This is a genomic window from Paracoccaceae bacterium, from assembly GCA_012103375.1.
GTDB lineage: Bacteria > Pseudomonadota > Alphaproteobacteria > Rhodobacterales > Rhodobacteraceae > WLWX01.
This window is the reverse complement of the sequence record WLWX01000001.1, coordinates 236041-262618: the sequence shown is the minus strand read 5'-3', so window position 1 is coordinate 262618 and position 26578 is coordinate 236041. Positions and strand designations below refer to the sequence as shown.

The following is a 26578-nucleotide window of genomic DNA, read 5'->3' as shown; positions in this document are numbered from 1 at the left end:
GTGAGAGGTTTGCCACAAATCTTGCCCTGACCGCACCTTCACCGCATCTGTAGGGACATCAAGGCGGAAACTCCCGGAGGGCGAGATGGCGAACCTGAAAAAAATTCTGCTGGTCGATGATGATGATGATCTTCGCGAAGCGCTGAGCGAACAGTTGGTCATGACCGAGGACTTCGATGTGTTCGAAGCCGTCGACGGGGCCGATGCAATGGTGAAGGCCAAGGCGGCGCTTTATGATCTGGTGATCCTTGACGTCGGTCTGCCCGACACCGACGGGCGCGAGCTTTGCCGCCTGATGCGCAAAGGCGGGGTGAAATGCCCGGTTCTGATGCTGACGGGCCATGATTCTGACGCTGATACGATCCTGGGTCTGGATGCCGGCGCGAACGATTACGTCTCCAAGCCCTTCAAATTCCCGGTTCTTCTGGCCCGCATCCGCGCGCAACTGCGCCAGCACGAACAATCCGAGGATGCGGTATTCCAGCTTGGGCCGTATACGTTCAAGCCCGCGCAGAAGATGCTGGTGGATGAGGAAGAAAAGAAAATCCGGCTGACCGAGAAAGAGACGAACATTCTCAAGTTCCTCTATCGGGCGACGGAAGGCGTGGTCGCCCGCGATATCCTGCTGCACGAGGTCTGGGGCTATAACGCCGGGGTGACGACGCATACGCTGGAAACGCACATCTATCGGCTGCGCCAGAAGATTGAACCCGATCCGTCGAATGCACGACTTCTGGTTACGGAAAGTGGCGGTTACCGCCTCGTCGCCTGACACGTTCCCGCCCTGCGTCCGGGTTACGACGCAGACCCTCCCTGTTGGACTGGCCCGGCCTTAGCGCCGGGCCTTTTTTTGTCATGTTTCCGGCCTGTCACCCAAAAGATACCGCGGCCCGGGGCCTTTGGCGGCGGCCTGGTCGGCGGGATTGAACAGCGCACAGCGTTTCATCGACAGGCACCCGCAGCCGATGCAGCCACCAAAGTCGTCACGCAGACGGGTCAGCGTGTCAATCTTCGCGTCGAGGTCGGCCCGGAAAGCTTTGGCAATGCGCTCCCAATCCGCCTCGGTCGGGGTGCGCGCTTCGGGCAGGCGGGTCAGCACCTCACGTATCTGCGTCAGGGTGAAACCCAGCTTTTGCGCGATGATCACGAAGGACAGGCGGCGGATGTCGGATTTCGGATACCGGCGCTGCCCGCCGGCATTGCGGTTGGGTGCGATTAGACTTTGGGATTCGTAATACCGTATAGCCGAAACCGCCAGCCCGGTGCGGCGCGCCATTGCGCCGATTGTGATCTCTGCCATGTTGATATCTTTCGAAAAAAACTGTTGACCTCAAGTTAGGTTGAGGAATTACAAAGAGCAAATCAGAAATGCAATACAAAGGAAAAAGGCCATGGCCGCACGATTGGAACATGTGAACTACACAGTCACCGACCCCCATGCGACAGCCGCGATGCTGGACCGGGTGTTCGGGTGGAAAATCCGCTGGCAGGGGGATTCGATCCACAACGGAACTTCGCTCCATGTCGGACCTGAGGAAACGTATCTGGCGCTTTATGCGTCGGGGTCCGACCCTGCCGCGAAACCGCGCAGCTATTGGACGCTGTCGGGCCTGAACCATGTCGGCGTTGTCGTGGACGATCTGGATGCAACCGAAGCCCGCGTCAAAGCCGAGGGGTTGGAGACACATTCCCATGCGGATTACGAACCCGGTCGCCGCTTCTATTTCCACGATACAGACGGGATCGAGTACGAGGCCGTGCAGTACGACTGAGGCAATTATCACAAGATTGCCGCAGAAAGTTCATCAAATCGGAACGATTCGCTGTTCTATGAAGACTCAGACGACCCGAAGACTGTGCCCGGGCAATGGCATGGATCCTCCCTGTTGGACTTGCCCGGCCATTGTGCCGGGCATTTTTTTTGCTCAGGAGGCGGGCAGACGCAAACGCGCCAACCCATAGGCAAACATCGCCCCCATCCCGAGGGCTGCAATCAGGTAGACGCCGCGCAGGGCCGCCTCGCGCCCGAAACCGGGCTCTAAAAGCGCGACCAGCGCGCCGCCTGCGAAAGCACCCAGCGGCATCGCGCCCCAACCGAAGAAACGGTAAAGGCTGTTGACCCGGCCCAACAACTCATCCGGGATCACCCGCTGGCGCAGCGAGACGGTGATGACGTTCCATTGCAGCGCGCCAATCATCTCGACAAACAGGGCGATGGCGACAATCCACGGGTTGCTGGTCAGCCACATTGTAACGAAGGGCAACGGGAACAGTGCCATCGCCAGCCAGATGCCCCGCTGCGTCCCAAGCCGCTTGATGAGCGGCGGACAGATCAGACCGCCGACAACGCCACCAGCCGCACCCGCTGTCAGCAGAATGCCATGGCCTGCCGCGCCAAGCCCAAGGATTTCCTGCGAATAAAGCACGAGAATCGTGAGCCCCATGATCGACACAAAGTTGACGATGCCCAGCATCAACGCCAGTTGCAGGATCAGCGGGTGCGCTTTCATCCAGGCCCAGCCCTCGGCCATTTCAGCCCGCAAGCTGGTCGTCGCGGTGCGCGGTGGGCGTTTGGGCAGGGCAATGCACCAGACCAGCCAGGCCGCCAGCGCGAATGTGACCGCATCGACGCCGAAGGGCAGGGGAATTGCCAGCGCGATCAGAAATCCTGCAACCGGCGGGCCGATGAACTGACCGGTGATCTGTTCGACACTCCACAACTGGCCGTTGGCGTTTTCAAGGTCGGTCTTTGGCACGATCGAGGGAAGCACAGTCTGGGCGGCATTGTCGCGCAGGACTTCGGCGGAACCCAACAGGAAGGCAAGACCGGACAGCGCAAGGATATAGGGCAGCGCACTGCCCACCAGTGGCAAGGCAGGCGTAGACAGGATCAGGGCAATGACGCCCACAGTCAGCAGCAGGCGGAACACATCTGCGCGCACCATCAAGGCGCGTCGATCCGCACGGTCGGTGATGGCACCGGCAGGTATCGCGAACAACAACCACGGCAGCTTTCCAGCGGCGGCAACCAGCCCAATCAGCAAAGGATCGCGGGTCAGCAACGTGGCCAGCCACGGAAAGGCCAGCGCGGATATCCCGTCGCCCAGATTTGAAACGGCGGTGGCAGAGAACAGCAAGCGATAGTTGCGGTTGCGGGTCAGAAGCATATCCCAGATGTCGCGCCCGGCTGGCAGGATGTCAAACAACCTCGGTTGTGGCGCGACCTCGGCGGGGGTATTCTGACGCCAATCCAACAGAAAGCCCCTGCCAATGCCAATTACGATTGCGACCTGGAACATCAATTCGGTCCGCCTGCGCGAACCGATTGTCTGCAAGCTGTTGGGCGAAGAAGCCCCCGATGTGCTGTGCCTGCAAGAGTGTAAGTCCCCGGTCGACAAGATCCCGGTCGAGGCGTTTCAGGTGCTGGGCTATACCCATATGGTTGCGCGCGGTCAGAAAGGATACAACGGCGTCGCGATCCTGTCGCGCCTGCCGATGGTCGAGGCCGGGGCCTATGATTTCGCGGCGTTGGACCACGCCCGCCACATCGCCGGGCGGCTGGAAAACGGCCTGACGATCCACAATTTTTATGTGCCCGCAGGCGGCGATGTGCCGGACCGGGACGTGAATGAGAAAATCGGGCAAAAGCTGGATTACCTTGCCGAAATGCGGGATTGGTTCCACGCGGAACGTCCGCAAAAGTCGGTAATGGTGGGCGATCTGAACATCGCTCCGCGCGAAGATGACGTTTGGGATCACAAGAAGCTGCTGAAGGTCGTCAGCCATACGCCGGTCGAGGTTGAAGCATTGGGGCAAACGCAGGATGCCGGGGCCTGGGTCGATGTCACCCGGCAGGATATCCCCGAGGGCAATCTGTATTCCTGGTGGTCCTACCGCGCCAAGGATTGGGACGGGGCCGACAAGGGGCGGCGCCTGGATCATGTCTGGGCGACGCCGGATATCTCGAACGCGGCCTCAGGCTCGCGCGTGTTGCGGGCGGCGCGTGGGTGGGAAAAACCCTCGGACCACGCGCCGGTCTTCGCGACCTTCGATCTTTAGGTCGCGCCTATGGGCCGCCTGTCACGTCGCGCACTGTTGCTGGGGTCAGGCGCTGTCGTTGGCTGGCTGGGCGCCAAGGCGGTCGCCCCGGCGTTAAGCGATCTGACCGGAACGCGGTCTTTGGCGCATGAACCGGCGGCTGGAACGCTGAACGATGCCTCGATGCTGTCCGAAACGCCGGTGTCCGCCCATGTGATCGTCAAGGAAGATCCCGGAGAGGTTCTGGTCGACATCCTGCGCAGCGAAATGCGCCAGGCAGCGGCCGAGGGGCGGGCGATCAACATCGGTGCTGCGCGTCATTCCATGGGCGCACAGGCGATCCCGCGCGGCGGGCGGGCGATTACCCTGCAAAGCGGGTTTGTCGAGGCGGACACTGCCGCGCAGACCTATCGCGTACAGGCCGGCGTGCGCTGGCATCAGGTGATTGCGGCGCTGGACCCGTTGGGCCTGTCGCCCAAGGTGATGCAATCGAACAATGATTTCGGCGTGGCGGCGACCTTTTGTGTGAACGCTCATGGCTGGCCCGCGCCCCTGGGGCCGATGGGCGCGACGGTGCGGTCCTTCGACATGCTGTTACCGACCGGCGATCTGGTGACCTGTTCGCGCGACGAAAACCCGGACCTGTTCGGGCGCACCATGGGCGGTTATGGCCTGACCGGTCTGATCACCGAGCTTGAGGTCGACGCCGCGCCCAACGCCAATCTGGTCCCGACGTTCACCGAAATGCCCGCTGTCGACTTTGCGGCATCGCTGGCAGCGGCCCTGACCAAGCCGGACCTCAACATGGTCTACGGGCGGCTGAACGTGGATCGGGCGCAGTTCTTCGAAGACGCGCTGCTGATCGATTATGTGCCCGGCGCGGATCAGGACGATATCGCGCCCGCATCCTCATCCGGGACGCTGTCAAAAATCTCGCGCCATATATTCCGGGGTCAGCTGGGGCGTGAGCGGGTGAAGCGTGGCCGGTGGTGGGTGGAAACGGCTTTGGGCCCAAAGGTCGGCGGCGGCGTGGTGACGCGCAATTCGCTGATCAACGAACCGGTTGTGACGCTGGATGATCGTGACCCGATGCGCACGGATATCCTGCACGAATACTTCGTCGTGCCCGATCAGTTTGGCGCGTTTCTGACCCTCTGCCAGACGGTGATTCCGGCCAGTTATCAAGAGTTGCTGAACGTCACGCTGCGCTATGTGGCCGCCGACACCGAAAGCTGGCTGAGTTACGCGCCCGAACCCCGGATCGCCGCCGTAATGCTGTTCAGTCAGGAAATGACCGCAAGGGCCGAGGCGGACATGGCGCGGATGACGCGGGCGCTGATCGACGGGATCATCGCGATTGGCGGGACGTATTACCTGCCTTATCGTCCCCATGCCACAGTGGGCCAGTTGCAACGCGGTTATCCACGGGCCATCGAATTCGCGGTTGCGAAACGGGCGCAGGATCCCGCCGGGCGGCTGCGCAACAACCTTTGGGACAGCTACTTGAGGCATCTATGACCATCTTGCAGAAAATCGCCCTGGGCTATTTCGTCGTGCTGCTGGGCGCGGCGGCGCTGAACTACATTCCGGGCATCACCGACGATCAGGGGCGCTCGTTCGGAGTGTTCGCGCTCGATCCATTTGATGATGCGCTGCATCTGGCGTCCGCGATCTGGGCGCTGGCCGCTGCGTTGCTTGGACACCGGGCGTCGCGGATGTTTCTTGTGTTGTTTGGCGCGCTGTACCTTGGGGATGGTTTGCTGGGGTTGGCAACCGGGTCGGGGTATCTGGACTTTGGCATATTTCTGAACGGTACGCTGGACTTGCCGTTCACCTTCAGGATCCTGGCCAATGCGCCGCATATCCTGCTGGGTGGTGTCGCGCTTTGGTCCGGCCTGCGCTTCGGGCGGGGCTGAGCGGTGCGTGCCATAATTCGCTGGCTTGCGCGTTTGCTGTCGATCGCATTGGTCGTGGTCGCCGGGCTGGCCATTCCGTCGCTATGGGTCGAACTCAGCTGCCGCCCGCAGGGGGAGGTTGCTGAGGACGCTTCGCTGTTGCCGCCCCAGCATCGCCGGGCCGAGGCACGCACATTGCTGACCTATCCGGAATGGCACATCGTGCATGCTTATGACGATTACGGCGCCACGCTCCGGCAGGGCGACCCGCATGGGTTCGGCTATGTCGAAGCCGTAGCGGGTTACTGGTCGTCGCTGTGCAAACTCAGCCGTGCATCAGGGCCGATGGGCGGGGTCGATGGGCCAACCAAGCAGCTGGTTCACACCATCGGAATCAGTTTCACCGCCGAGATGATGCTGAAAGCCGCCTATGAAGAAGATACTGTTGAAAAAGTCCGTTGATTGGCCGCGCACGCTCTGATTCACTTGTTTTGAGGGTGGAGGGTTCGGCGATGATGGGTCCAAGGCAAGTTGCGCAAGGCGCGCTGTTCTATGAGTTCTCGATCGAGAGTTTTGTGCCGAAGGATCATCCCGTCCGGGGAATTGATCGCTTCCTTGATCTGACAGGTGTGCGCCCCTTGCTCGCTTCATACTACAGTGCCAATGGCCGCCCTTCGATTGATCCTGAACTGATGATCCGCATGCTGTTGTTGGGCTATTGTCAGGGCATCCGTTCCGAGCGACGGCTTTGCGAAGAGGTTCATGTCAATCTGGCGTATCGTTGGTTTTGTAAGCTTGATTTGGCTGATCCAGTGCCCGACCATTCGACATTCTCTAAGAACCGGCATGGCCGTTTCCGCGAGAGCGGTTTGTTCCGACATTTGTTCGAGGTCGTTTTGCAGCGCTGCATGGATGAGGGGCTGGTTGGCGGCCACAGCTTTGGTGTTGATGCCAGTCTGATCCCCGCGAATGCAAACCAGACGCGCGGCGTTGAAAGCAAAGACGGACTGCCAGCAGATCTGACGTCCCGTGCCGTCGACGAATATCTCGAGACGCTGGATGATGTGGCCTTCGGTGCTGCGACCAAGGTCGTCCCCAAATACATCTCACCGGCTGATCCAGCAGCGCGTTGGACTGGGGCTGACGGGGGAGCCGCCTACTTTGCCTATTCCACTAACTATATGGTCGATTTGGATAATGCAGTCATCGTGGACGTCGAGCCGACGGCTCCGATCCGGCCTGCAGAGGCGCGGGCAGCAAGGGAGATGATCGATCGTGTACATGAGCGGTTTGGCATCAAACCTGACAAGCTTGTGGGTGATACGGGTTACGGATCAGCCGAGATGTTGGGCTGGCTTGTGGACGAACGTCAAATCGAACCCCACATTCCGGTCTGGGATAAGTCAAAACGAACTGACGGCACATTCTCACGCGAAGACTTTGTCTACGACCCGGCGACCGACAGCTATACTTGCCCGACCGGCAAAGCCTTGCAAACATATCGGCGGAACTTCTCAAAACCGCGAAAGCCCAATGGCAGCAAAGACGGGTTCATCAGATACCGAGCCTCAAAGCACGATTGCGACGCATGCCCTCTGAAGTCGCAATGCTGTCCGAAGGACGACGGCAGACGCCTTATGCGGTCCGTTCACGAAGCCGCCCGAGACGTCGCTCGCGATATCCGAAAAACAGATGCCTACATGACGTCGTTCATCCAAAGGCGGAAGGTTGAAATGCTCTTTGCCCACCTGAAACGATACATCGGCGTGCAGATGATGCGGCTTCGAGGACCCAAAGGCGCAACCGAACAGTTCCAACTCGCAGCAACAGCTCAAAACCTCCGGAAACTGGCGAAGTTGGTGCCAGCAACAGTGCCAACGTGAAAGAAAACGGCGCGCGGCCGCCTCTCGCTCAACAACGCGCCGACCAAAACATCGACTTCTTCAACAGTATCAAGAAACCATCGGGCGGCTGGCCGCGCTGATCCGTGGGCCAAAGCGCGCGCCGCTGGATGACCTGTCGGCCGATCAGGCCGGGGATTATGCCGCGTTTCTGACCCAGACTCCGTGGTATCTTTGGGATTTTAGGGCTGATGCGGCCGAACTGGCCGACGCCGCCGGGCCGTCGTTGCGTGATTGGGAAAGGCGCATGGCGCTGGGCCTCGAATACCGGGCCAAGGCGGCCTATGCGGGCCTGATTGCCCGCGCCGTGGCCGAGGTTGGCCCGGATGAATTGATCATGCGCTCGGTCGTGACAGTCGCCAGCGCCAGCCAGCTGTCGCGGGTCGAGGGCCTTCAGGTATATGGGGCGACCGGGGCTGGCATCGTGATCGAAACGCCGCGCTATCGCGCCTTCACGACTCTGGCCCGGGACCTGGCCGCCCAGGGTGTTGCGTTTTCCGAAATCGCCGGCAACGATCAGATCATGTTGACGGCGCTTTCGGACGCGCCAGATGAACCGGGTGCTTTGCTGTCTTTGCCTCGGCAGGGGCGGGGCGGTTACCGGCACCTGATCCTGTTGCCAGTGACGGATCTGACGGGCTGGATTGCCAGGATGGATGGCAGTGCGCTGATACTGGAACATATCCATGATTATTAAGACCATCATGCTGATGAGTCCTCTGGTGCTGCTGTCATGGATCGCCGTGATGGCCGTGGTCATGGTGACCACCGATGCCGCACCCGGAGCAGTCGTCATTCTGCCGTCGCAAGGCCTGATCGGCAATCTGCCCGACGGGGCCGCGATTCTTGGCCATTCGCCGGTGTCGATCACCCTGACCAGCGATGCCCCGGGGTTCGGGCGCGCACTTTATGCGGCCGGGGCCTGGCTGGTGCTTCCGGCTGGCCTGACCGGCTGTCTGCCGCTGCCGAAAGCGCCTGTGCAGGCGTGATCTTGCGTATGGCCCCGGTTTGCCCCATCTAGTGCGCAAAACAAACCACCTGAGGGCGAGAGATCATGTTGGAGCTTGGAGCGAACCTTGACGCGGAACCCGTCGGCGAGGACCTGATCAGCGACACAACCGAAGCACAGTTCATGGATGACGTGATCGAGGCATCCAAGATAACGCCGATTGTCGTCGATTTCTGGGCACCCTGGTGTGGCCCATGCAAGGCACTTGGCCCGCTGCTGGAAGATGCTGTGACAGCTGCCGGTGGCAAGGTCCGGATGAAAAAGCTCGACGTCGATCACGCGCCGATGGTCGCACAGCAGTTGAACATCCAATCAATCCCGACAGTCTATGCCTTCTGGCAGGGCCAGCCGGTGGATGGGTTCCAGGGCGCGATCACCCCGGCAGAAGTCCAGACTTTCATCAAACGGGTCGCAGCCTTCGCCGTTGATGAGGATGGCGGGCTGGCCGATGCGCTGGCAGCGGCGGAAGAGATGCTGGAAGCCGGGGCCGCCGAAGATGCCGCGCAGACATTCTCGGCCATATTGGGCGAAGATGGCAACAACGCCGCCGCCTATGGCGGTCTTGCGCGGGCACATGTGGCGCTGGATGACCTGGACCAGGCCGAGGCGATCCTGAACGGCGCACCTGCCGAAATTTCCGAAGCTGTCGAGATTGACTCGGTGCGCGCGCAGATTGCACTGATCCGTCAGGCTGCCGAAACCGGGCCGGTGAACGAATTGCGCGCCCGGCTTGAAGGCAATCCCGACGATTTGCAGGCACGGTTTGACCTGGCCGTGGCTTTGCATGGTTCCGGCGATGTCGAAGGCGCGGTGGATGAATTGCTGGACGTTTTCCGGCGTGACCGTGACTGGAACGCAGGTGCGGCAAAGGCGCAGCTGTTCACGGTGTTCGAATCATTGTCACCGCAGGATCCGATTGCGCTTGCCGGGCGGCGTCGACTGTCGTCGATGATCTTCGTCTGACACCTGAACGGCTTGCCACGCGGCTCAACCGGACTAGGTGACCGGCAATGATCAAAGCTGCCGACCTGCCCGATATCCTGCCAGTGTTTCCCCTGCCGCGCGCGCTGTTGCTTCCGCGTGCGCGCCTGCCGTTGCATCTGCTCGAGCCGCGCTACCTCACGATGTTGCAGGACGCGCTGAAAACGCCCGGGCGGCTGATCGGCATGGTGCAGCCGCGCCAGATGCCGGTCGGGCAGCCCGAAGCATTGCATGCCATCGGTTGCGCCGGACGCATCACCGGCTTTTCCGAGACTGAGGACGGGCGCTACATGATCACGCTGACCGGGATCAGCCGGTTTCGTATCAATGAAGAGGTTGAGGGCTTCGCGCCCTACCGACGCTGCTCGGTTCGCTGGCAGGGCTTTGAACGGGATCTTGGCCGCTGCGAAGACGATCCCGGTTTCGCGCGCGATGGGTTTTTCCGAATGCTGTCGCGATACTTCGAAGCGCAGGAGTTAAAGACCGATTGGGAAAATCTGCGCGAGGCAGACGACGAATTGCTGATAAACTCTCTATCAATGCTGTGCCCGTTCGAGGCCGAGGACAAACAGGCGTTGTTGGAGGCGCCGTCGCTGACAACGCGGCGCGAGACTTTCGTGACCCTGGTGGAATTCGCCCTGCGCGATACCGGAGTGGAGAAATTGCAATGAACGACGAAACGGATGTCGCGCATGATCGCAGAATGCTGGAAGCGTTGATCTGTCCGCAGACCCAAACGCAGCTGGTCTGGGACGCTGACGCGGGGGAGCTGATTTCGCGCGCGGCGCATCTGGCTTATCCGGTGCGCGCCGGAATCCCGATCATGCTGGTGGACGAAGCACGCCGGATCGAGGATTGAGCCTGCGGCGCAATACCCCGCGCACCAGCAATCGGCGGCCAGTGGCCCCGCTTCGCATTATCTATTCGGTGAAAGCGCCTGCGGGCTGTTTAGTTCGGCAATGATGGCCTGCGCGGCAGCAACCGGATCATCTGCGCGCCAAACGGGACGACCAACGACGATATGGTCCGCGCCGTCCGCGACAGCCGCCGCCGGGGTCATGATGCGTTTCTGATCGCCCGCATCGCCGCCTGCCGGGCGCACGCCCGGCGTGACGATCAGGCGGCCCTCTGCCTGGGGCAGTTTGCGCACCAGCGCGGCCTCATGCGGGGAACAGATCACGCCATCGGCCCCGGCCTCCAGCGCGCGCTCAGCGCGTTCCAGCACCAGGTCGGCAGGGCTGCCCGGTTTGATGCAGGCGTCGTCCATATCGGCGCGATCCAGCGAGGTCAGGATCGTCACGGCAAGGATCTTTGTATCCGCCCCGCCGCGCCCCTCGACAGCGGCGCGCACGACATAGGGGTCGCCGTGGACTGTCAGAAAGTCGTGGTTGAAACGGGCGATGCCACGCACCGCGGCCTCGACCGTGGCACCGATGTCAAACAGCTTCATGTCCAGAAAGATGCGTTTTCCGTGTTCGTCCTTAAGCTCATTGGCCAGGGCCAGCCCGCCGCCGGTCAGCATCCCAAGACCGATTTTGTAGAAGCTCACAGCCTCTCCAAGCGTTTCGGTCATTTGCAGCCCTGCCAGCGCGTCGGGCAGATCTAGGGCGACGATCAGGCGGTCATCGGACATGGTGCGGAAACTCCGGGTTCTGAAGATATCGCGGACGGGGTACAGGGGACGCAGCACAGGGGGAAGAGGCATGCGTAGCTCGCTGGAAATATTTGATCTGGATCGCGGTGCATCGCGTGTGGTCTGGCAGACCGACGACCTGATCGAAGCCCCGAACTGGGATCCGGTGGACGACACACTTCTGTTCAACGGCGGCGGCCGCCTGTTTCGCATTCCGGCGGCTGGCGGTGTGCCGCAGGTTGTGGACACCGGCTTTGCCGACGCCTGCAACAACGATCACGGGATTTCACCGGATGGCAGTCGGATCGCAATCTCGCACCAGACCGAAGGCGGGTCGTGCATCTTCACACTTCCTTCGGATGGAGGCGTGCCGGTGCGGATTACCGAAAATACGCCGAGTTATTGGCATGGATGGTCGCCGGACGGGGCGCGGCTGGCCTATTGTGCCGAACGGGGCGGGCAGTTTGACATCTATACCATCGGGGTCGGTGGCGGGGCGGAATGCCAACTGACCGGGCAGAATGGTCCGGAAGGGCACAATGACGGGCCGGATTATTCTGCCGATGGGCGGTTCATCTGGTTCAACTCGGACCGGACCGGCCACGCCCAGATCTGGCGGATGGATGCGCGCGGGGGAAACCCGGTTCAGATCACGGATGACGCGCGGGTCAACTGGTTCCCGCATCCGTCGCCTGACGGCGCGAAGGTGCTGTATCTTTCCTACCCGGAAGGGACCGTGGGGCACCCCGCGGACAAGCCCGTCGAACTGCGCCTGATGCAGCCCGATGGCAGCGAAATCCGCACCCTGGCGGCCTTCCAGGGCGGGCAGGGCACCATCAACGTGCCCTGCTGGGCGGCGGATGGGCGCGCGTTCGCATTCGTCAAATACGCATGAAATGGCCGGGATTCGCCCATTGATCACCGGCGCCTAGGGCCGCGTGTGAAGCAGGCGTATGCAGACGCTCGGGGAAAGATACGGCTTGGCAACGGTTTTTCGGAACATGCAGCCAGACAGGAGATATTCCAATGGCCCAACAGAACTACAGACCCGATTTCAACGCGCATCAGGGGCGCAGCTATGATGACGGAAGCGGCGGACCCGGGGCGACCTGGTTCATCGTCGGCGGCCTGATCCTGGCGGCCTTGCTGATGTATTTTGTCTATGCGGGCGGACAAACAGCGTCGGACAGCCCCGATGGGTTGACCGCGCCAGCAGCCGAATCAAGCGCGCCGGCAACACCCGAAGCGCCCGCAGTCCCGGCCACTGACGGCTGAAATCGCACAGGAATCGGCGGCGAAACAGCCGTCCGACCCAAAGAAGACGCACCGCGCCCGGGATACCGGGCGCGGTTTTTTGCTGTTACCCTTGCGCAACACAGGGACGTTTCCCAAATAGGCTGGGAAGGCCCCAAAAACGGATGCCGCTTTGTCGGGTCCAAATAGTCGAGGGCGCTTAGTGAAGGAGAAAGACCATGAACTTGGATAAGTTCACCGAGCGGTCGCGCGGTTTCGTTCGGGCCGCCCAGACCATCGCAATGCGCGAAAATCACCAAAGACTGGCCCCCGAACATCTGCTGAAGGCCCTGTTGGATGATGAACAGGGGTTGGCCGCCAACCTGATCTCGGCCTCAGGCGGCAACCCGGGCCGGGTTCTGGACGCTGTTGACGCCGCCTTGGGCAAGGTGCCGAAGGTGACCGGCGACGCTGGGCAGGTTTTTCTGGACGGTCAGACCGGCAAGGTGCTGGATCAGGCCGAAACGCTGGCCAAGAAGGCCGGTGACAGTTTCGTGCCGGTCGAGCGGGTTTTGACCGCGCTCGCCATGGTGAAATCCAAGGCGCGCGAAGCACTGGAAGCCGTGGGCGTGAACGCCCAGGCGCTGAACGCGGCCATCAACGATGTGCGCAAAGGCCGCACGGCGGATTCGGCAAGTGCCGAAGACAGCTATGACGCGCTGAAGAAATACGCCCGCGACCTGACCGAGGCGGCGCGGGACGGCAAGATCGACCCGATCATCGGCCGGGATGAGGAAATCCGCCGCTCGATGCAGGTGCTGTCGCGGCGCACTAAAAACAACCCGGTGCTGATTGGTGAACCGGGCGTGGGTAAAACGGCGATTGCCGAAGGTCTGGCGATGCGGATCATCGACGGCGACGTGCCGGAATCCCTCAAGAACAAGAAACTGATGGCGCTGGACATGGGCGCGCTGATCGCCGGGGCGAAGTATCGCGGTGAGTTTGAGGAACGCCTGAAGGCGGTCCTGAACGAGGTGACCGATGCGGCGGGCGAAATCATTCTGTTCATCGACGAAATGCACACGCTGGTCGGCGCGGGCAAGTCCGAGGGGGCGATGGATGCCTCCAACATGATCAAACCGGCGCTGGCGCGGGGTGAATTGCACTGCGTGGGCGCGACGACTCTGGATGAATACCGCAAACATGTGGAAAAAGACGCCGCATTGGCGCGGCGATTCCAGCCGGTGATGGTGACCGAACCAACGGTGTCGGACACGATTTCGATCCTGCGCGGCATCAAAGAGAAGTATGAGCTGCACCACGGTGTGCGGATCAGCGACTCGGCACTGGTGTCGGCGGCGACGCTATCGCACCGCTACATCACCGACCGCTTCCTGCCCGACAAGGCCATCGACCTGATGGACGAAGCCGCCAGCCGATTGTGTTGAAAAACTCCGTTTTAGGGCCTGAACGATGATTTTTCTTTCCATGCAGCCCGATCCTAAATTTTTGGCGCGGGGGTCGGCCCAAATCGCCTACATGCGCTCACGCGCAGCCATGCGCTGTCTCGTGGTCAAAGCTTTCCGACTATTTCGCTTCATAGGTTTTCGCAAGAAATCCGCGACGCTCTGATTTCGGAGTTTTTCAACACAATCAGCCGGTTGCGGATGTAGGTCGACTCCAAGCCCGAAGCGCTGGACGCGCTGGACCGCGACATTCTGCAAAAGCAGATCGAGGCCGAGGCGTTGAAGAAAGAGGACGACAAAGCCTCCAAAGATCGCCTTGCCAAGCTGGAAAAGGAACTAGGTGACTTGCAGGAAAAATCCAGTGAGTTGACCGCCCAGTGGCAGGCCGAGCGTGACAAACTGGAAGGCGCGCGGACCCTGAAGGAACGGCTGGACCGCGCGCGGGCCGAGCTGGATCAGGCCAAGCGGGATGGTGACCTCGGCAAGGCCGGGGAATTGTCCTACGGCGTCATTCCGGGGCTTGAGAAGGAGCTGGCCGAGGCCGAAACCTCAGAATCAGGCCTGATGGTTGAAGAGGCCGTGCGGCCCGAGCAGATCGCCCAGGTGGTGGAACGCTGGACCGGCATCCCGACCAGCAAGATGCTGGAAGGTGAGCGTGAAAAGCTGCTGCGTATGGAAGAACAGATCGGCAAGCGGGTCATCGGCCAGCGCAATGCCGTCAAGGCGGTCGCCAATGCGGTACGGCGCGCGCGGGCCGGTCTGAATGATGAGAATTGCCCGCTGGGCTCGTTCCTGTTCCTCGGGCCAACCGGTGTCGGCAAGACCGAGCTGACCAAGGCGGTCGCGGAATTCCTGTTCGACGACGATAGCGCCATGGTGCGGATTGATATGTCCGAGTTCATGGAAAAACACGCGGTCGCGCGGTTGATCGGCGCGCCTCCGGGCTATGTCGGCTATGACGAAGGCGGCGTGCTGACCGAAGCGGTGCGGCGTCGTCCCTATCAGGTTGTGCTGTTTGATGAGGTCGAAAAGGCCCACCCGGATGTGTTCAACGTGCTGTTGCAGGTTCTGGACGACGGCGTTCTGACCGATGGTCAGGGGCGTACGGTGGACTTCAAACAGACGCTGATTATCCTGACGTCCAATCTGGGCGCGCAGGCGCTGAGTCAGCTTCCCGACGGGGCCGATGCCAGCGATGCCAAGCGCGACGTGATGGATGCGGTCCGCGCGCATTTCCGCCCCGAATTCCTGAACCGTCTGGATGAAACGATCATCTTTGACCGCCTGGCGCGGGACGATATGGCGGGGATCGTCGATATCCAGCTTGGCTTGCTGAAAAAGCGGCTGGCCGGGCGGAACATCGGGATCGAATTGTCGGATGCGGCCCACAAATGGCTGGCGGACGAGGGGTACGATCCGGTGTTCGGCGCGCGGCCCCTGAAACGGGTGATCCAACGGGCCTTGCAGGACCAGCTGGCCGAAATGCTGCTGGCCGGGGATATCGGCGACGGCGATACGATCGAGGTTGGCGCCGGTGCAGACGGGCTTCTCGTGGGGGACAGGGTGTCTTCATCCAACCGCCGTCCGCCTGAAGATACGGTGCTGCACTAAGGCCAGCACCGAAGAAAAACAGGGCCGCGCGATCCGGTGTCGCGCGGCCCTTTTTGTGCCTGCTGCGGATCATGTGTCGGTTCCGCTCCGGCATATCTTGTCCCTTCGCATTTTGGTCATCCGACACAGCCCAAACGGCCTATGTGAAACCTTCGCTGAGAATACGTATTCAAAACTTGTTGAATACGTATTCTCACCGCCCTATGCTGACCCGGCAAATTGCGACTCACCAGGGAGGATAGAATGCGCAAGAGGACACTAATCAAGGCCGGGCTGGCGGCAGCAACCATGCTGCTTGCGCCGCTTTCGGCAACCGCTCAGGACACGCCCTACAATCTGATGGACGGCAAACCCTATGCGGGCACCAAGCTGAACATTCTGAGCGTGGTAACGCCCCAGTTTGACGGCTTGATGCTGCGCGACGAAGAATTTACCGAGCTGACAGGCATCGAAACCGAATGGACATTCATTCCCTTCGGCAGCCTGCAGGAAAAGATCAACGCAGAAGGCATCGCCGCCAACGGCACCTTTGACGTGGTCAACTATCTGGACAGCTGGGGCCCGCCCAACGCCCACTGGCTGATGAAAATTGACGAGATGATGGAACGCGACGGCATCTCGATGGATCGCTATCCGGCGGCCTTCGCGCGTTCGGCGCAGTTCGAGGGTGAGACACTTGGCTTCCCGCTGCGTGCGCACCCGCAGTTGATGTTCTATCGCAAGGATCTGATCCCCGAACCGCCCACAAGCTGGGAAGAGGTGATCGAGATTGGCAAGAAGCTGAAGGAAACCAACCCGGAAATCGCTCCGCTGGCGCTGTACTACAATAACGACGGCAACCGGCAGAACCTGTTCATCTGGATCAACTTCCTGTGGGCCGCCGGTGCGGACATCTTCAACGATGACTGGACCCCGGCCTGGACTTCGGAAGAAGCATTGAAGGCGACCGAGGATTACATCGCGCTGCACACCGTTCATGGCGTGACCAACCCAAACAGCCTTGCCTTCGTCGAACAGGACGCGCGCCAAAGCTTCATGCAGGGTAATTCTGCGATGATGCCTGTGTGGTGGTGGGCCTATTCCGGGTTCTACAACCCCGACAGCTCGACCCTGACCAAGGACCAGGTCGCGTTTACGGGCATGCCCTCCTACAACGGTGTGACCAAGACCTATGCGATCTCGATGCCATTCTCGATTTCGGAGTACTCCGAAAACAAGGAGGCAGCCTGGGAATTCCTCAAGTGGCTGTCCAACCCCGAGATGGACAAGACCAACGCGATCGAGCGTGAGGTTGCCGGAAAACCCATCGTCAACAACGTGGTGACGCATATTTCGTCGCTGCAGGACGCGGATGTGAATGCGGCCAACGATGGCATTCAAGCCGCCGCCTGGGAGTCGCTGAAGGAATCCGACATCATGCCGCAGATTGCCGAGTGGCCCGAGGTTGGTGACATCCTGTCCGCTGCAATCGCCGAGGCCGCAGCCGGTGGCGATACCCGGCAGCTGATGATGGATGCGGCAGAACAGGCCACACGCGTGCTGAAGCGCGCCGGACGCATCGAATAAGCGTTTCTCCCTGATCGGGCTGCTTTTGTGGCCCGGTCAAACCTGAACCATTCTGCCGGTGGCAGGGTGGTTCACCCCCCAAGGGCGGCGACCCCATGCGCGATAACACACTGAAATATCTGCTGGTTCTGCCAGCCGTATTTGTGGTCTTTGCCACAGCGATCTGGCCCCTGATCGAAAGCCTGCGCCTGTCGTTCACGGTTGGGCGGCTGAACCGACCAGGTTCGTTAGATCAATACCTCGCGTGGGAGAACTTCTCCTGGGCGTTCAGCCAGGAACCCGCGTTCTGGAATTCTGTTCAGGTCACGGCGATCTACACTGTGCTGACCGTCGCACTGACGACATTGCTGGCGCTCGGCCTTGCGATGTTGCTGGCGCCCGGCGGCAAGTTTCGTTCGGGCGTGCAGACGCTGCTTATCCTTCCCTTCGCTATGAGTCCGGCCCTGATCGGGGTCAGCTTTCGCTTCATGTTCAATCCCGAATTCGGCCTGTTCGACGCCTTCTTCGGAGTCGTGATCCCGCCGCTTGCCGATGTTTCGTGGCTGGCCGACCCGGTGCTGGCCTTTGCCGTTTGCGTGATGGCCGACGTCTGGGGCTGGATTCCGTTCCTGACACTTGTGCTGATCGGCGGATTGGCGAGCGTTCCGCAAGACACGATCGAGGCCGCGCAGGTCGATGGCGCGTCCGGCTGGCGGGTCTTCAAGGATGTCACGCTGCCGCAACTTGCGCCTGTGCTGGCCGTGGTAATCATCCTGAAGTCGATCTTCAGCCTGAAAACCTTTGACCAGATCTTCATGCTGACCAACGGCGGCCCGGGCACCGCGACCCAAACGCTCAGCCACTATATTTACTTTAACGGCATGAAATACGGGCAGATCGGTTATGCCGCGTCGGTTGCCTGGCTGATGGTGATCCCGATGATCTTCCTGACCTATGCCTATGCCAAATTCGTCTTCCGCAAGGACTGAGCCATGACCGGGAAACAAAAGAAACAGATCGGTAAGGCATTTCAGATCGGGCTGATCCTGATCGCGATTTTCATCATGCTGGTGCCAATCGTCTGGATCTTCATGGCGGCGTTCAAAAGCCATGTGGATGTGTATCAGTTAAAGCTGTTCTTTACGCCCACGTTCAAGAATTTCGGCCTGGTGTTCGACGCGCCCTACTATCTTGGCGACAAGCTGCTGAATTCGACAATCGTGGCGTTCGTCACAGTGCTTTTTGCGATCCCGATTGCCACCATGGCCGCCTATTCGTTCAGCCGGTTCCGACTGCGCGGTGAAACGGCGACGCTGGTGGTGATCCTGGCCACGCAGTTCGTTCCGGCGGTGGTGATCATCCTGCCGTTCTTCGTGATGTTCCGCGATATCGGGCTTCTGGATACCCGGCTGGGCTTGATTCTGGTCAACCTTGCCATCGTGATGCCCTTTGCGATCTGGATGATCAAAGGCTTCATCGACGGCATCCCGCTGGACACCGAAGAGGCCGCGATGGTTGACGGATCGTCCAGGGTTCAGGTGATCCTGAACATCGTTCTTCCAATGGCAGCACCGGGCCTTCTGACGGCGGGCATCTTCTGCTTCATCATTGCGTGGAACGAATTCCTGTTCGCCCTGATCCTGACCAACAAGGATGCCGTGACGCTGCCCATCGGGCTGGCGCTGTTCAAGGCCGAGGAAGGCGATCTTTGGAACCTGCTCAGCGCGGCGGGCATCATCATCATGCTGCCGATGTTCGTGCTGGCGTTGATAATCCGGAAATACTTCGTGCAAGGCATGACAATGGGAGCGGTCCGATGACGTCGATCAATAAAGGCGCCTTTGCCGCGCAGGGGGCAGTTCGATAATGGCTGAAGTTACACTCAGAAACCTCAGCAAACGCTGGGGCGATTTTGTAGGCGTCGACAACCAGTCGCTGGAAATCCACGACAAGGAATTCCTGGTCCTTCTTGGGCCGTCGGGCTGCGGAAAAACCACCACCATGCGGATGATCGCGGGCCTAGAGGAACCGACGGACGGCGAAATCTTGATCGCGGGGCGCGTGGTCAACGATGACCTGCCCAAAGACCGTGACGTGGCGATGGTGTTCCAGAACTACGGCCTCTACCCGCATATGACGATCTTCGACAACATCGCCTATCCGCTGAAGGTCCGCGGCACACCAAAGGCCGAAATTCAGCCGCGCGTGCAGAAAGCTGCCGAACAGGTTGAGCTGACCGAGTTCCTGCACCGCAAACCCAAGGCCCTGTCCGGCGGGCAACGCCAACGGGTGGCCCTGGCCCGTGCCATCGTGCGCACGCCCAAGGTCTTCCTGATGGATGAGCCGTTGTCGAACCTGGATGCAAAGCTGCGGGTCACCATGCGGGCCGAGCTGAAGCACCTCAGCCGCGAATTGAAGATCACAACCATCTACGTCACCCACGACCAGATCGAAGCGATGACATTGGCGGACCGGGTTGCGGTGATGAAAAACGGCATCATCCAGCAGCTTGGCACGCCGGATGAGATCTACAATGATCCCGCGAACCTGTTCGTGGCCGGCTTCATCGGGTCGCCTGCGATGAACCTGATCAACGGATCCGTACAGGATGGCCATTTCGTAACCACAGGTGGCACCAAGCTGGTGCGCGTTGCCGCCCCCGACAGCGCCAGCGTGGCCCTTGGGGTGCGCGCCGACGACATGCGCGTCTCGGAAGAAGGCCAGGGCGACATCGACGTTCGCATCTATGCCTTTGAAAACACAGGTGAGGCTACGCTTCTGACGGTGCAATGGGGGCAGCAACGTGTCATTGCCAAGGGCGACCGACATCTGCGCAAGGATCAGGATGACGTGGTCAGCATCTCGCTTGATCCCGATCATCTGTACCTGTTCGACCCCGAATCCGGAAACCGCATCAAGAGTTGACACATATGCCTACTACTCATCTGAAACGCTCCAAACCTGCGGACGAGATTGCGCAGGACGACGCCAAGGTCGCCAGTGCAGTCGCCACAACGCTGGCTGATATCGAGGCGCGCGGCGATGCTGCTGTGCGCGAGCTGGCCAACAAATTCGATGGCTACGACCGCGAGTCCTATCGTCTGACGCCGCAGGAAATCGACAGCATCATTGCCAAGGTCGCCCCGCGCGACATGGAAGATATCAAGTTCGCCCAGGAACAGGTGGTCAACTTCGCACGTGCGCAGCGGGCCTCGATGACCGATATCGAGGTTGAGACGCTGCCCGGCGTCATTCTTGGCCACAAGAACATCCCGGTCCAGTCGGTCGGCTGCTATGTCCCCGGCGGCAAGTTTCCGATGGTTGCCAGCGCGCATATGTCCGTGGCGACAGCCAAGGTCGCCGGCGTGCCCCGCATCATCGCCTGCACGCCGCCCTTCAACGGCGAACCGAACCCCGCCGTGATTGCAGCGATGCACCTGGGCGGTGCCGATGAAATCTATGTCCTTGGCGGTATTCAGGCCGTCGGCGCCATGGCCATCGGAACCGAAAGCATCGATGCGGTCCACCTGTTGGTCGGCCCCGGCAACGCCTTTGTCGCCGAAGCCAAGCGGCAATTGTTCGGCCGCGTTGGCATCGACCTGTTCGCAGGCCCCACTGAAACCATGGTCATCGCGGATGAATCCGTCGATGCCGAACTTTGCGCCACCGACCTGCTGGGTCAGGCCGAACATGGCTATAACTCGCCCGCCTGCCTGATCACCAACTCGGAAAAGCTTGCGCGCGAAACCCTTGCCGAGATCGATCGAATTCTGGAAATCCTGCCCACCGCCGAAACCGCCCGCGCAAGCTGGGAAGACTATGGCGACGTGGTCCTGTGCGACACCTATGATGAGATGTTAGAGGTCGCCAACGACATGGCTTATGAGCACGTCCAGGTCATGACCGACCGCGACGATTGGTTCCTCGACAAGATGCACAGCTATGGTGCCCTGTTCCTTGGTCCGCGCACCAATGTGGCCAACGGCGACAAGGTCATCGGCACCAACCATACCCTGCCAACCAAGAAGGCGGGCCGCTATACTGGTGGGCTTTGGGTCGGCAAATTCCTGAAAACCCACAGCTATCAACGCGTCACGACTGATGAGGCGGCGACCATGATCGGCGAATACGGGTCGCGGTTGTGTCTGTTGGAAGGCTTTGTCGGCCACGCCGAACAATGCAACATCCGGGTGCGTCGCTATGGCGGCAAGAATGTCCCTTACGGAGAGGCGGCCGAATAACGCGATGGCGGACACGCGGATCACGGCGGCCCATGTGGCACTGAAAGCGGGCGTCAGCCAGCCCACCGTCAGCCGCGTGTTCACACCTGGGACGCGGGTATCGCCCGACAAGGTAAAGCGTGTTCAGGATGCCGCACGCGATCTGGGGTATCGACCCAACACATTGGCGCGTTCGCTGAACACCGGGCGATCCTTCACCATCGGCATCGTGCTCGCCTATCTGAAAAACCCGTTCTACCCGGAAGCTTTGCAGAAACTGTCAGAACAGCTCAGCAAGCGCGGCTATCATGTGATGGTGTTTTTCGCCATGAACATGGCGGAAGAGGTCGACGGCGTTGTCGAGGGGTTGTTGGCCCACCAGGTCGACGGGATTATCCTGGCCTCGGCCAGTATGTCCAATGATCTGACGGCGCGGTTGCAGGAACTGAACATGCCTTTTGTGCTGTTCAACCGGGGGCAGGAAGACTGTTCGCTGCCCTCGGTCACGGCGGCGAATTACGAAGGCGGGCGATTGGCGGGCCGGTTTCTTGCCGCAGCCGGCCACAAACGGATCGCCCATATCGCGGGCTGGAAGAAATCCATTAACGGACGTGACCGGCAAAGCGGGTTTGTGGACGGGCTGGCCGAATACGGCATGAAACCGTTCGCGATAATCGACAGCCACTTTCGGCGCAGCATGGCGATGGACGCGACCCTGGACCTTTTTAAGGGCGGCGACGTCACCGACGCAATTTTTGTCGGCAACGATCATATGGCCTTTGCCGTGCTTGAAACACTGCGCTGCGATCTGGGGCTGCGGGTGCCCGAAGACGTGTCGGTCGTGGGATATGATGACGTCGCGATGTCATCCTGGAAGACCTATGATCTGACGACCCTGCGTCAGCCGGTCAACCAGATGGTGGACGAGGCTGTGTCGATGCTGCTGGACATGATTGAAAAGCACCAGCAGCCCGATGGGCGGCTGGAAATTGCAAGCCCGCTGATCATCAGGGGCAGCGCGCGCATACCCGTTGGGTGGCCCGATGAACGGATGTGATGCGCGCGCCATGGTTGCGGCCGGGAAGCGGTGCAGATCGACACCGCGGCGATCTGCAAGCAAGTTCCTCGGCTTTTGGGCGACGCCTGAATGATCGCTGCGTCCAGATACTGTTGAAAAAGTCCGTTGATTGGCCGCGCACGCTCTGATTCACTTGTTTTGAGGGTGGAGGGTTCGGCGATGATGGGTCCAAGGCAAGTTGCGCAAGGCGCGCTGTTCTATGAGTTCTCGATCGAGAGTTTTGTGCCGAAGGATCATCCCGTCCGGGGAATTGATCGCTTCCTTGATCTGACAGGTGTGCGCCCCTTGCTCGCTTCATACTACAGTGCCAATGGCCGCCCTTCGATTGATCCTGAACTGATGATCCGCATGCTGTTGTTGGGCTATTGTCAGGGCATCCGTTCCGAGCGACGGCTTTGCGAAGAGGTTCATGTCAATCTGGCGTATCGTTGGTTTTGTAAGCTTGATTTGGCTGATCCAGTGCCCGACCATTCGACATTCTCTAAGAACCGGCATGGCCGTTTCCGCGAGAGCGGTTTGTTCCGACATTTGTTCGAGGTCGTTTTGCAGCGCTGCATGGATGAGGGGCTGGTTGGCGGCCACAGCTTTGGTGTTGATGCCAGTCTGATCCCCGCGAATGCAAACCAGACGCGCGGCGTTGAAAGCAAAGACGGACTGCCAGCAGATCTGACGTCCCGTGCCGTCGACGAATATCTCGAGACGCTGGATGATGTGGCCTTCGGTGCTGCGACCAAGGTCGTCCCCAAATACATCTCACCGGCTGATCCAGCAGCGCGTTGGACTGGGGCTGACGGGGGAGCCGCCTACTTTGCCTATTCCACTAACTATATGGTCGATTTGGATAATGCAGTCATCGTGGACGTCGAGCCGACGGCTCCGATCCGGCCTGCAGAGGCGCGGGCAGCAAGGGAGATGATCGATCGTGTACATGAGCGGTTTGGCATCAAACCTGACAAGCTTGTGGGTGATACGGGTTACGGATCAGCCGAGATGTTGGGCTGGCTTGTGGACGAACGTCAAATCGAACCCCACATTCCGGTCTGGGATAAGTCAAAACGAACTGACGGCACATTCTCACGCGAAGACTTTGTCTACGACCCGGCGACCGACAGCTATACTTGCCCGACCGGCAAAGCCTTGCAAACATATCGGCGGAACTTCTCAAAACCGCGAAAGCCCAATGGCAGCAAAGACGGGTTCATCAGATACCGAGCCTCAAAGCACGATTGCGACGCATGCCCTCTGAAGTCGCAATGCTGTCCGAAGGACGACGGCAGACGCCTTATGCGGTCCGTTCACGAAGCCGCCCGAGACGTCGCTCGCGATATCCGAAAAACAGATGCCTACATGACGTCGTTCATCCAAAGGCGGAAGGTTGAAATGCTCTTTGCCCACCTGAAACGATACATCGGCGTGCAGATGATGCGGCTTCGAGGACCCAAAGGCGCAACCGAACAGTTCCAACTCGCAGCAACAGCTCAAAACCTCCGGAAACTGGCGAAGTTGGTGCCAGCAACAGTGCCAACGTGAAAGAAAACGGCGCGCGGCCGCCTCTCGCTCAACAACGCGCCGACCAAAACATCGACTTCTTCAACAGTATCTCCACATATCGCGCGGTCGGCGGCGGGGTTTCGGAAACCAAGGCCACCCGCCGTTTCCACGCCTATCGTCAAAGCCTGCGCTCAAGACGGCTCAACCTTCGACCGCCCAATTGAACGGGTGCAACGCGTTACACCGATCAATTTGAACAGCAAGGCAAAGAACATGACACTGCAAGACATGGAAAACCGCATCGTTCGCTATGGCGAACTGAAACCCTGCAAAACCGCCTTCATTGATGCCCATACACCGGGCAGCGACCAGAAGGAGAATTTTACCATCATCGGCGGCGGCGTCTCGGAAAGCCCCGATCAGCATGTGCACATCCGCGAGACTCCGGGTTTCAACATTGGCGCGGCGGGTCAGCCGCCGCGGTGCCGAAACTCGTTGCACGACCACAACACTGCCGAAGTGTTCTTCGTCCTCAAGGGCCGCTGGCGCTTCTTCTGGGGCCGCTGGGGCGACGCGGGCGAGGTGACGCTGCAGGAAGGCGACATCTTCAATATCCCGACCGGCATGTTCCGCAGGTTCGAGAATATCGGCACCGACTATGGGATGATCATGGCGTTCCTTGGCGGTGACGACGCGGGCGGCGGCGTGATGTGGGCACCGCAGGTCATTGAAGAGGCTGCGGCCCATGGTCTGATCCTGGGTGAAAACGGTGTGCTTTATGACAGCAAGAAGGGCGAAACCCTGCCGCACAACGTCAGCCCAATGCAGCTGATGTCCGACGCAGAGCTTGCCAAGCGCGCCGAACCGACAACCGCCGATGTGGTCCCGAACTATGTCGCCCGCTATCTTGATCTGATGGCACTTGCCGACCACCAGCCTGCAAAGGTCATTGGCCATGATGCAATTTTGCGCGACCGACCGGGCTTTGAGGCCGATTTCATTACGCGCGGCTCGATCCCGGCGGAAAGCTATGCCTGCGACGTGCCCGAAGTGCTGATGCCGGTGAAAGGGCATTGGCACCTGGGATGGGACGGCGGCGAAACCGTGCTGGCCCCCCGCGACACCTGCCTGGTTCCCGAGGGCATGGCACGGGCGCTTGCGCCTTCGATGACGGGCGAGGCCAGCATGTACCGCGTCCGGCGCACGGACGACCCCGCTGGCAAGACCATGCCGCTGGGCTGATGCGGGAACCACTGGTCCTGTTGCCCGGCATGATGTGTGACGGGCGCTTGTTCGCCCCCCAGATCGCCGCCTTCTCGTCCGAGAGGGCGGTCATGGTGGCCCCATTGACCGGGGCTGATACCATGCAGGCGCTGGCGGGTGCGATCCTTGCCATCGCGCCGCCTCGTTTTGCGCTGGCGGGTCTGTCGATGGGGGGCATCGTCGCGATGGAGATGTTTCGCCAGGCACCGGAGCGGATCAGCAGGCTTGCCCTTCTGGATACCAATGCGCTTGCCGATCCACCCGAAAACGCGCCGGTACGCCAAGCCCAGGTCAAACAGGCGCTGGGCGGCGGTTTGCGCAACGTGATGCGCGACGAGATGAAGCCGAACTATCTGAGCGACGGCCCGGACCGCGACAGGATCCTCGACCTGTGTATGCAGATGGCCGAAGATCTTGGGCCAAAGGTCTTCGCCGACCAATCCGCCGCTATCCAGCACCGCCCGGATCAGCGCCAGACGCTGAAGTCCGTGGCGGTGCCGACATTGATACTCTGCGGTGAAGACGACCGGCTTTGCCCGCTGGCGCGTCATGAACTGATGCACGACCTGATCGAAGGATCGCGGCTTGCCGTGATCCCCGGCGCTGGCCACCTGCCAACGCTGGAAAATCCAGAACCCACAAACAGGAAATTGAACGAATGGCTGACACAGTAATCCCCGACGATCTTCTTGCGCTTTTGCGGGCCGTCGATACACCGACGGTCTGCAACGCCATCGAAGTGGTACAAGGCAAGCGCGGCTTCAATCGCTTCACACGGGGCACCATGCAGCATTCCAAACCCGGCGATCCGGCCACCGTTGGATTTGCCCGGACGGCCAAGATCTCGGGTCTGGCCCCCCGAACGAGGCTGCCGACGTCATTCGCGCCCGGCGCATGGAGTATTTCCGTTCGATGGCTGGCGGCGTTGGGCCGACTGCGGCTGTGGTCGAAGATGTGGATTATCCCAATTGCATTGCCGGGTGGTGGGGCGAAGTGCATGTCGCCGTTCACAAGGGGCTTGGGCTGATTGTGTTGAAAAACTCCGAAATCAGAGCGTCGCGGATTTCTTGCGAAAACCTATGAAGCGAAATAGTCGGAAAGCTTTGACCACGAGACAGCGCATGGCTGCGCGTGAGCGCATGTAGGCGATTTGGGCCGACCCCCGCGCCAAAAATTTAGGATCGGGCTGCATGGAAAGAAAAATCATCGTTCAG

The 26578-nt window shown here is 60.4% G+C and carries 28 protein-coding genes and 3 pseudogenes; 28 read left to right on the top strand and 3 right to left on the bottom strand.

From position 1 onward, the window contains the following. Positions 1-85 precede the first annotated feature (85 nt). On the top strand, positions 86-772 hold the full coding sequence (locus GKR99_01340) for a response regulator (GenBank protein ID NKB26263.1): 687 nt from the start codon (positions 86-88) through the stop codon (positions 770-772). An 81-nt stretch (positions 773-853) separates the two neighbouring features. On the opposite strand, the gene soxR is transcribed toward GKR99_01340, so the two are convergent. Next, a complete protein-coding gene (gene soxR, locus GKR99_01335) occupies positions 854-1300 on the bottom strand; it encodes a redox-sensitive transcriptional activator SoxR (protein ID NKB26262.1) in 447 nt (148 codons plus the stop codon). Positions 1301-1391: 91 nt separating this feature from the next. Between soxR and GKR99_01330 the strand changes: the two genes are divergently transcribed. Then, positions 1392-1772: a VOC family protein gene (locus GKR99_01330; GenBank protein NKB26261.1), complete on the top strand. Its 381-nt coding sequence runs from the start codon at positions 1392-1394 to the stop codon at positions 1770-1772. 153 nt (positions 1773-1925) lie between these two features. Here the strand turns inward: GKR99_01330 and GKR99_01325 are convergent, their stop codons facing one another. Then, positions 1926-3176 (bottom strand): MFS transporter, encoded by a 1251-nt coding sequence (locus tag GKR99_01325; GenBank protein NKB26260.1) that lies wholly within the window; start codon positions 3174-3176, stop codon positions 1926-1928. A 94-nt stretch (positions 3177-3270) separates the two neighbouring features. On the opposite strand from GKR99_01325, the gene GKR99_01320 reads away from it, so the two are divergent. The 10 genes from GKR99_01320 to GKR99_01275 all read left to right on the top strand — a co-directional run bounded on the left by GKR99_01320 (position 3271) and on the right by GKR99_01275 (position 10683). Then, on the top strand, positions 3271-4059 hold the full coding sequence (locus GKR99_01320; GenBank protein ID NKB26259.1) for an exodeoxyribonuclease III: 789 nt from the start codon (positions 3271-3273) through the stop codon (positions 4057-4059). A 9-nt stretch (positions 4060-4068) separates the two neighbouring features. Then, the gene (locus GKR99_01315; GenBank protein NKB26258.1) at positions 4069-5556 is read left to right on the top strand and encodes an FAD-binding protein; all 1488 of its coding nucleotides are present in this window, start codon (positions 4069-4071) and stop codon (positions 5554-5556) included. Beyond that, positions 5553-5954, top strand: a complete 402-nt coding sequence (locus tag GKR99_01310) for a DUF4383 domain-containing protein (GenBank protein NKB26257.1) — start codon at positions 5553-5555, stop codon at positions 5952-5954. Before GKR99_01315 ends, GKR99_01310 begins: the two co-directional genes overlap by 4 nt. A 3-nt stretch (positions 5955-5957) precedes the next feature. Then, complete coding sequence (locus GKR99_01305) at positions 5958-6395, top strand: hypothetical protein (protein NKB26256.1); 438 nt, start codon at positions 5958-5960, stop codon at positions 6393-6395. 50 nt (positions 6396-6445) lie between these two features. After that, positions 6446-7816, top strand: a complete 1371-nt coding sequence (locus GKR99_01300) for a transposase (protein ID NKB26255.1) — start codon at positions 6446-6448, stop codon at positions 7814-7816. A gap of 265 nt (positions 7817-8081) precedes the next feature. Next, complete coding sequence (locus GKR99_01295) at positions 8082-8531, top strand: hypothetical protein (GenBank protein ID NKB26254.1); 450 nt, start codon at positions 8082-8084, stop codon at positions 8529-8531. Next, positions 8521-8823 carry a hypothetical protein gene (locus tag GKR99_01290; GenBank protein NKB26253.1) on the top strand — a complete coding sequence of 101 codons (303 nt, stop codon included), beginning with the start codon at positions 8521-8523 and terminating at the stop codon, positions 8821-8823. The genes GKR99_01295 and GKR99_01290 overlap by 11 nt, the downstream gene beginning before the upstream one ends. A 65-nt stretch (positions 8824-8888) precedes the next feature. Beyond that, the gene (locus tag GKR99_01285) at positions 8889-9806 is read left to right on the top strand and encodes a tetratricopeptide repeat protein (GenBank protein NKB26252.1); all 918 of its coding nucleotides are present in this window, start codon (positions 8889-8891) and stop codon (positions 9804-9806) included. 47 nt (positions 9807-9853) lie between these two features. Beyond that, positions 9854-10495, top strand: a complete 642-nt coding sequence (locus GKR99_01280) for an ATP-dependent protease (GenBank protein NKB26251.1) — start codon at positions 9854-9856, stop codon at positions 10493-10495. Then, positions 10492-10683: a Trm112 family protein gene (locus GKR99_01275; protein ID NKB26250.1), complete on the top strand. Its 192-nt coding sequence runs from the start codon at positions 10492-10494 to the stop codon at positions 10681-10683. The genes GKR99_01280 and GKR99_01275 overlap by 4 nt, the downstream gene beginning before the upstream one ends. 57 nt (positions 10684-10740) lie before the next feature. Here GKR99_01275 and pyrF read toward each other — a convergent pair whose 3' ends face one another. Beyond that, the gene (gene pyrF / locus GKR99_01270) at positions 10741-11457 is read right to left on the bottom strand and encodes an orotidine-5'-phosphate decarboxylase (protein ID NKB26249.1); all 717 of its coding nucleotides are present in this window, start codon (positions 11455-11457) and stop codon (positions 10741-10743) included. A gap of 70 nt (positions 11458-11527) precedes the next feature. Here pyrF and GKR99_01265 point away from each other — a divergent pair, with 70 nt between their 5' ends. From GKR99_01265 to GKR99_01190, 16 genes and pseudogenes are all read left to right on the top strand, one after another. Continuing rightward, on the top strand, positions 11528-12352 hold the full coding sequence (locus tag GKR99_01265) for a hypothetical protein (protein ID NKB26248.1): 825 nt from the start codon (positions 11528-11530) through the stop codon (positions 12350-12352). 131 nt (positions 12353-12483) lie between these two features. Then, the gene (locus GKR99_01260) at positions 12484-12732 is read left to right on the top strand and encodes a hypothetical protein (protein ID NKB26247.1); all 249 of its coding nucleotides are present in this window, start codon (positions 12484-12486) and stop codon (positions 12730-12732) included. Positions 12733-12929: 197 nt separating this feature from the next. Next, positions 12930-14132: pseudogene (locus tag GKR99_01255) on the top strand (AAA family ATPase). A gap of 213 nt (positions 14133-14345) precedes the next feature. After that, positions 14346-15767 (top strand): annotated as a pseudogene (locus tag GKR99_01250) (AAA domain-containing protein). A 243-nt stretch (positions 15768-16010) separates the two neighbouring features. Further along, the gene (locus tag GKR99_01245; GenBank protein NKB26246.1) at positions 16011-17333 is read left to right on the top strand and encodes an extracellular solute-binding protein; all 1323 of its coding nucleotides are present in this window, start codon (positions 16011-16013) and stop codon (positions 17331-17333) included. Between the two features lie 95 nt (positions 17334-17428). Then, positions 17429-18301, top strand: a complete 873-nt coding sequence (locus GKR99_01240) for an ABC transporter permease subunit (GenBank protein ID NKB26245.1) — start codon at positions 17429-17431, stop codon at positions 18299-18301. A 3-nt stretch (positions 18302-18304) separates the two neighbouring features. After that, a complete protein-coding gene (locus GKR99_01235) occupies positions 18305-19132 on the top strand; it encodes an ABC transporter permease subunit (protein NKB26244.1) in 828 nt (275 codons plus the stop codon). 46 nt (positions 19133-19178) lie between these two features. Beyond that, positions 19179-20237, top strand: a complete 1059-nt coding sequence (ugpC, locus tag GKR99_01230) for a sn-glycerol-3-phosphate ABC transporter ATP-binding protein UgpC (GenBank protein ID NKB26243.1) — start codon at positions 19179-19181, stop codon at positions 20235-20237. Between the two features lie 5 nt (positions 20238-20242). Further along, positions 20243-21553: a histidinol dehydrogenase gene (hisD, locus tag GKR99_01225; protein ID NKB26242.1), complete on the top strand. Its 1311-nt coding sequence runs from the start codon at positions 20243-20245 to the stop codon at positions 21551-21553. 4 nt (positions 21554-21557) lie between these two features. Beyond that, the gene (locus tag GKR99_01220; protein NKB26241.1) at positions 21558-22589 is read left to right on the top strand and encodes a substrate-binding domain-containing protein; all 1032 of its coding nucleotides are present in this window, start codon (positions 21558-21560) and stop codon (positions 22587-22589) included. Positions 22590-22769: 180 nt separating this feature from the next. After that, positions 22770-24140 (top strand): transposase, encoded by a 1371-nt coding sequence (locus GKR99_01215; GenBank protein NKB26240.1) that lies wholly within the window; start codon positions 22770-22772, stop codon positions 24138-24140. Next, the gene (locus tag GKR99_01210; protein ID NKB26239.1) at positions 24137-24325 is read left to right on the top strand and encodes a hypothetical protein; all 189 of its coding nucleotides are present in this window, start codon (positions 24137-24139) and stop codon (positions 24323-24325) included. Before GKR99_01215 ends, GKR99_01210 begins: the two co-directional genes overlap by 4 nt. 49 nt (positions 24326-24374) lie before the next feature. Further along, positions 24375-25343, top strand: a complete 969-nt coding sequence (locus tag GKR99_01205; GenBank protein ID NKB26238.1) for a cupin domain-containing protein — start codon at positions 24375-24377, stop codon at positions 25341-25343. Beyond that, complete coding sequence (locus tag GKR99_01200) at positions 25343-26038, top strand: alpha/beta fold hydrolase (GenBank protein ID NKB26237.1); 696 nt, start codon at positions 25343-25345, stop codon at positions 26036-26038. The genes GKR99_01205 and GKR99_01200 overlap by 1 nt, the downstream gene beginning before the upstream one ends. Beyond that, a pseudogene (locus tag GKR99_01195) lies at positions 26023-26390 on the top strand (RraA family protein). Before GKR99_01200 ends, GKR99_01195 begins: the two are co-directional and overlap by 16 nt. After that, on the top strand, positions 26348-26509 hold the full coding sequence (locus GKR99_01190; protein NKB26236.1) for a hypothetical protein: 162 nt from the start codon (positions 26348-26350) through the stop codon (positions 26507-26509). The pseudogene GKR99_01195 and the gene GKR99_01190 overlap by 43 nt, the downstream one beginning before the upstream one ends. Positions 26510-26578 lie beyond the last annotated feature (69 nt).

Bases quoted from the DNA above. Each gene is read 5' to 3' on its own strand.
- GKR99_01340 (NKB26263.1), top strand. From the start codon at position 86: ATGGCGAACCTGAAAAAAATTCTGCTGGTCGATGATGATGATGATCTT.
- soxR (NKB26262.1), bottom strand. From the start codon at position 1,300: ATGGCAGAGATCACAATCGGCGCAATGGCGCGCCGCACCGGGCTGGCG.
- GKR99_01330 (NKB26261.1), top strand. From the start codon at position 1,392: ATGGCCGCACGATTGGAACATGTGAACTACACAGTCACCGACCCCCAT.
- GKR99_01320 (NKB26259.1), top strand. From the start codon at position 3,271: ATGCCAATTACGATTGCGACCTGGAACATCAATTCGGTCCGCCTGCGC.
- GKR99_01315 (NKB26258.1), top strand. From the start codon at position 4,069: ATGGGCCGCCTGTCACGTCGCGCACTGTTGCTGGGGTCAGGCGCTGTC.
- GKR99_01310 (NKB26257.1), top strand. From the start codon at position 5,553: ATGACCATCTTGCAGAAAATCGCCCTGGGCTATTTCGTCGTGCTGCTG.
- GKR99_01300 (NKB26255.1), top strand. From the start codon at position 6,446: ATGATGGGTCCAAGGCAAGTTGCGCAAGGCGCGCTGTTCTATGAGTTC.
- GKR99_01295 (NKB26254.1), top strand. From the start codon at position 8,082: ATGGCGCTGGGCCTCGAATACCGGGCCAAGGCGGCCTATGCGGGCCTG.
- GKR99_01290 (NKB26253.1), top strand. From the start codon at position 8,521: ATGATTATTAAGACCATCATGCTGATGAGTCCTCTGGTGCTGCTGTCA.
- GKR99_01285 (NKB26252.1), top strand. From the start codon at position 8,889: ATGTTGGAGCTTGGAGCGAACCTTGACGCGGAACCCGTCGGCGAGGAC.
- GKR99_01280 (NKB26251.1), top strand. From the start codon at position 9,854: ATGATCAAAGCTGCCGACCTGCCCGATATCCTGCCAGTGTTTCCCCTG.
- GKR99_01275 (NKB26250.1), top strand. From the start codon at position 10,492: ATGAACGACGAAACGGATGTCGCGCATGATCGCAGAATGCTGGAAGCG.
- pyrF (NKB26249.1), bottom strand. From the start codon at position 11,457: ATGTCCGATGACCGCCTGATCGTCGCCCTAGATCTGCCCGACGCGCTG.
- GKR99_01265 (NKB26248.1), top strand. From the start codon at position 11,528: ATGCGTAGCTCGCTGGAAATATTTGATCTGGATCGCGGTGCATCGCGT.
- GKR99_01260 (NKB26247.1), top strand. From the start codon at position 12,484: ATGGCCCAACAGAACTACAGACCCGATTTCAACGCGCATCAGGGGCGC.
- GKR99_01245 (NKB26246.1), top strand. From the start codon at position 16,011: ATGCGCAAGAGGACACTAATCAAGGCCGGGCTGGCGGCAGCAACCATG.
- GKR99_01240 (NKB26245.1), top strand. From the start codon at position 17,429: ATGCGCGATAACACACTGAAATATCTGCTGGTTCTGCCAGCCGTATTT.
- GKR99_01235 (NKB26244.1), top strand. From the start codon at position 18,305: ATGACCGGGAAACAAAAGAAACAGATCGGTAAGGCATTTCAGATCGGG.
- ugpC (NKB26243.1), top strand. From the start codon at position 19,179: ATGGCTGAAGTTACACTCAGAAACCTCAGCAAACGCTGGGGCGATTTT.
- hisD (NKB26242.1), top strand. From the start codon at position 20,243: ATGCCTACTACTCATCTGAAACGCTCCAAACCTGCGGACGAGATTGCG.
- GKR99_01220 (NKB26241.1), top strand. From the start codon at position 21,558: ATGGCGGACACGCGGATCACGGCGGCCCATGTGGCACTGAAAGCGGGC.
- GKR99_01215 (NKB26240.1), top strand. From the start codon at position 22,770: ATGATGGGTCCAAGGCAAGTTGCGCAAGGCGCGCTGTTCTATGAGTTC.
- GKR99_01205 (NKB26238.1), top strand. From the start codon at position 24,375: ATGACACTGCAAGACATGGAAAACCGCATCGTTCGCTATGGCGAACTG.
- GKR99_01200 (NKB26237.1), top strand. From the start codon at position 25,343: ATGCGGGAACCACTGGTCCTGTTGCCCGGCATGATGTGTGACGGGCGC.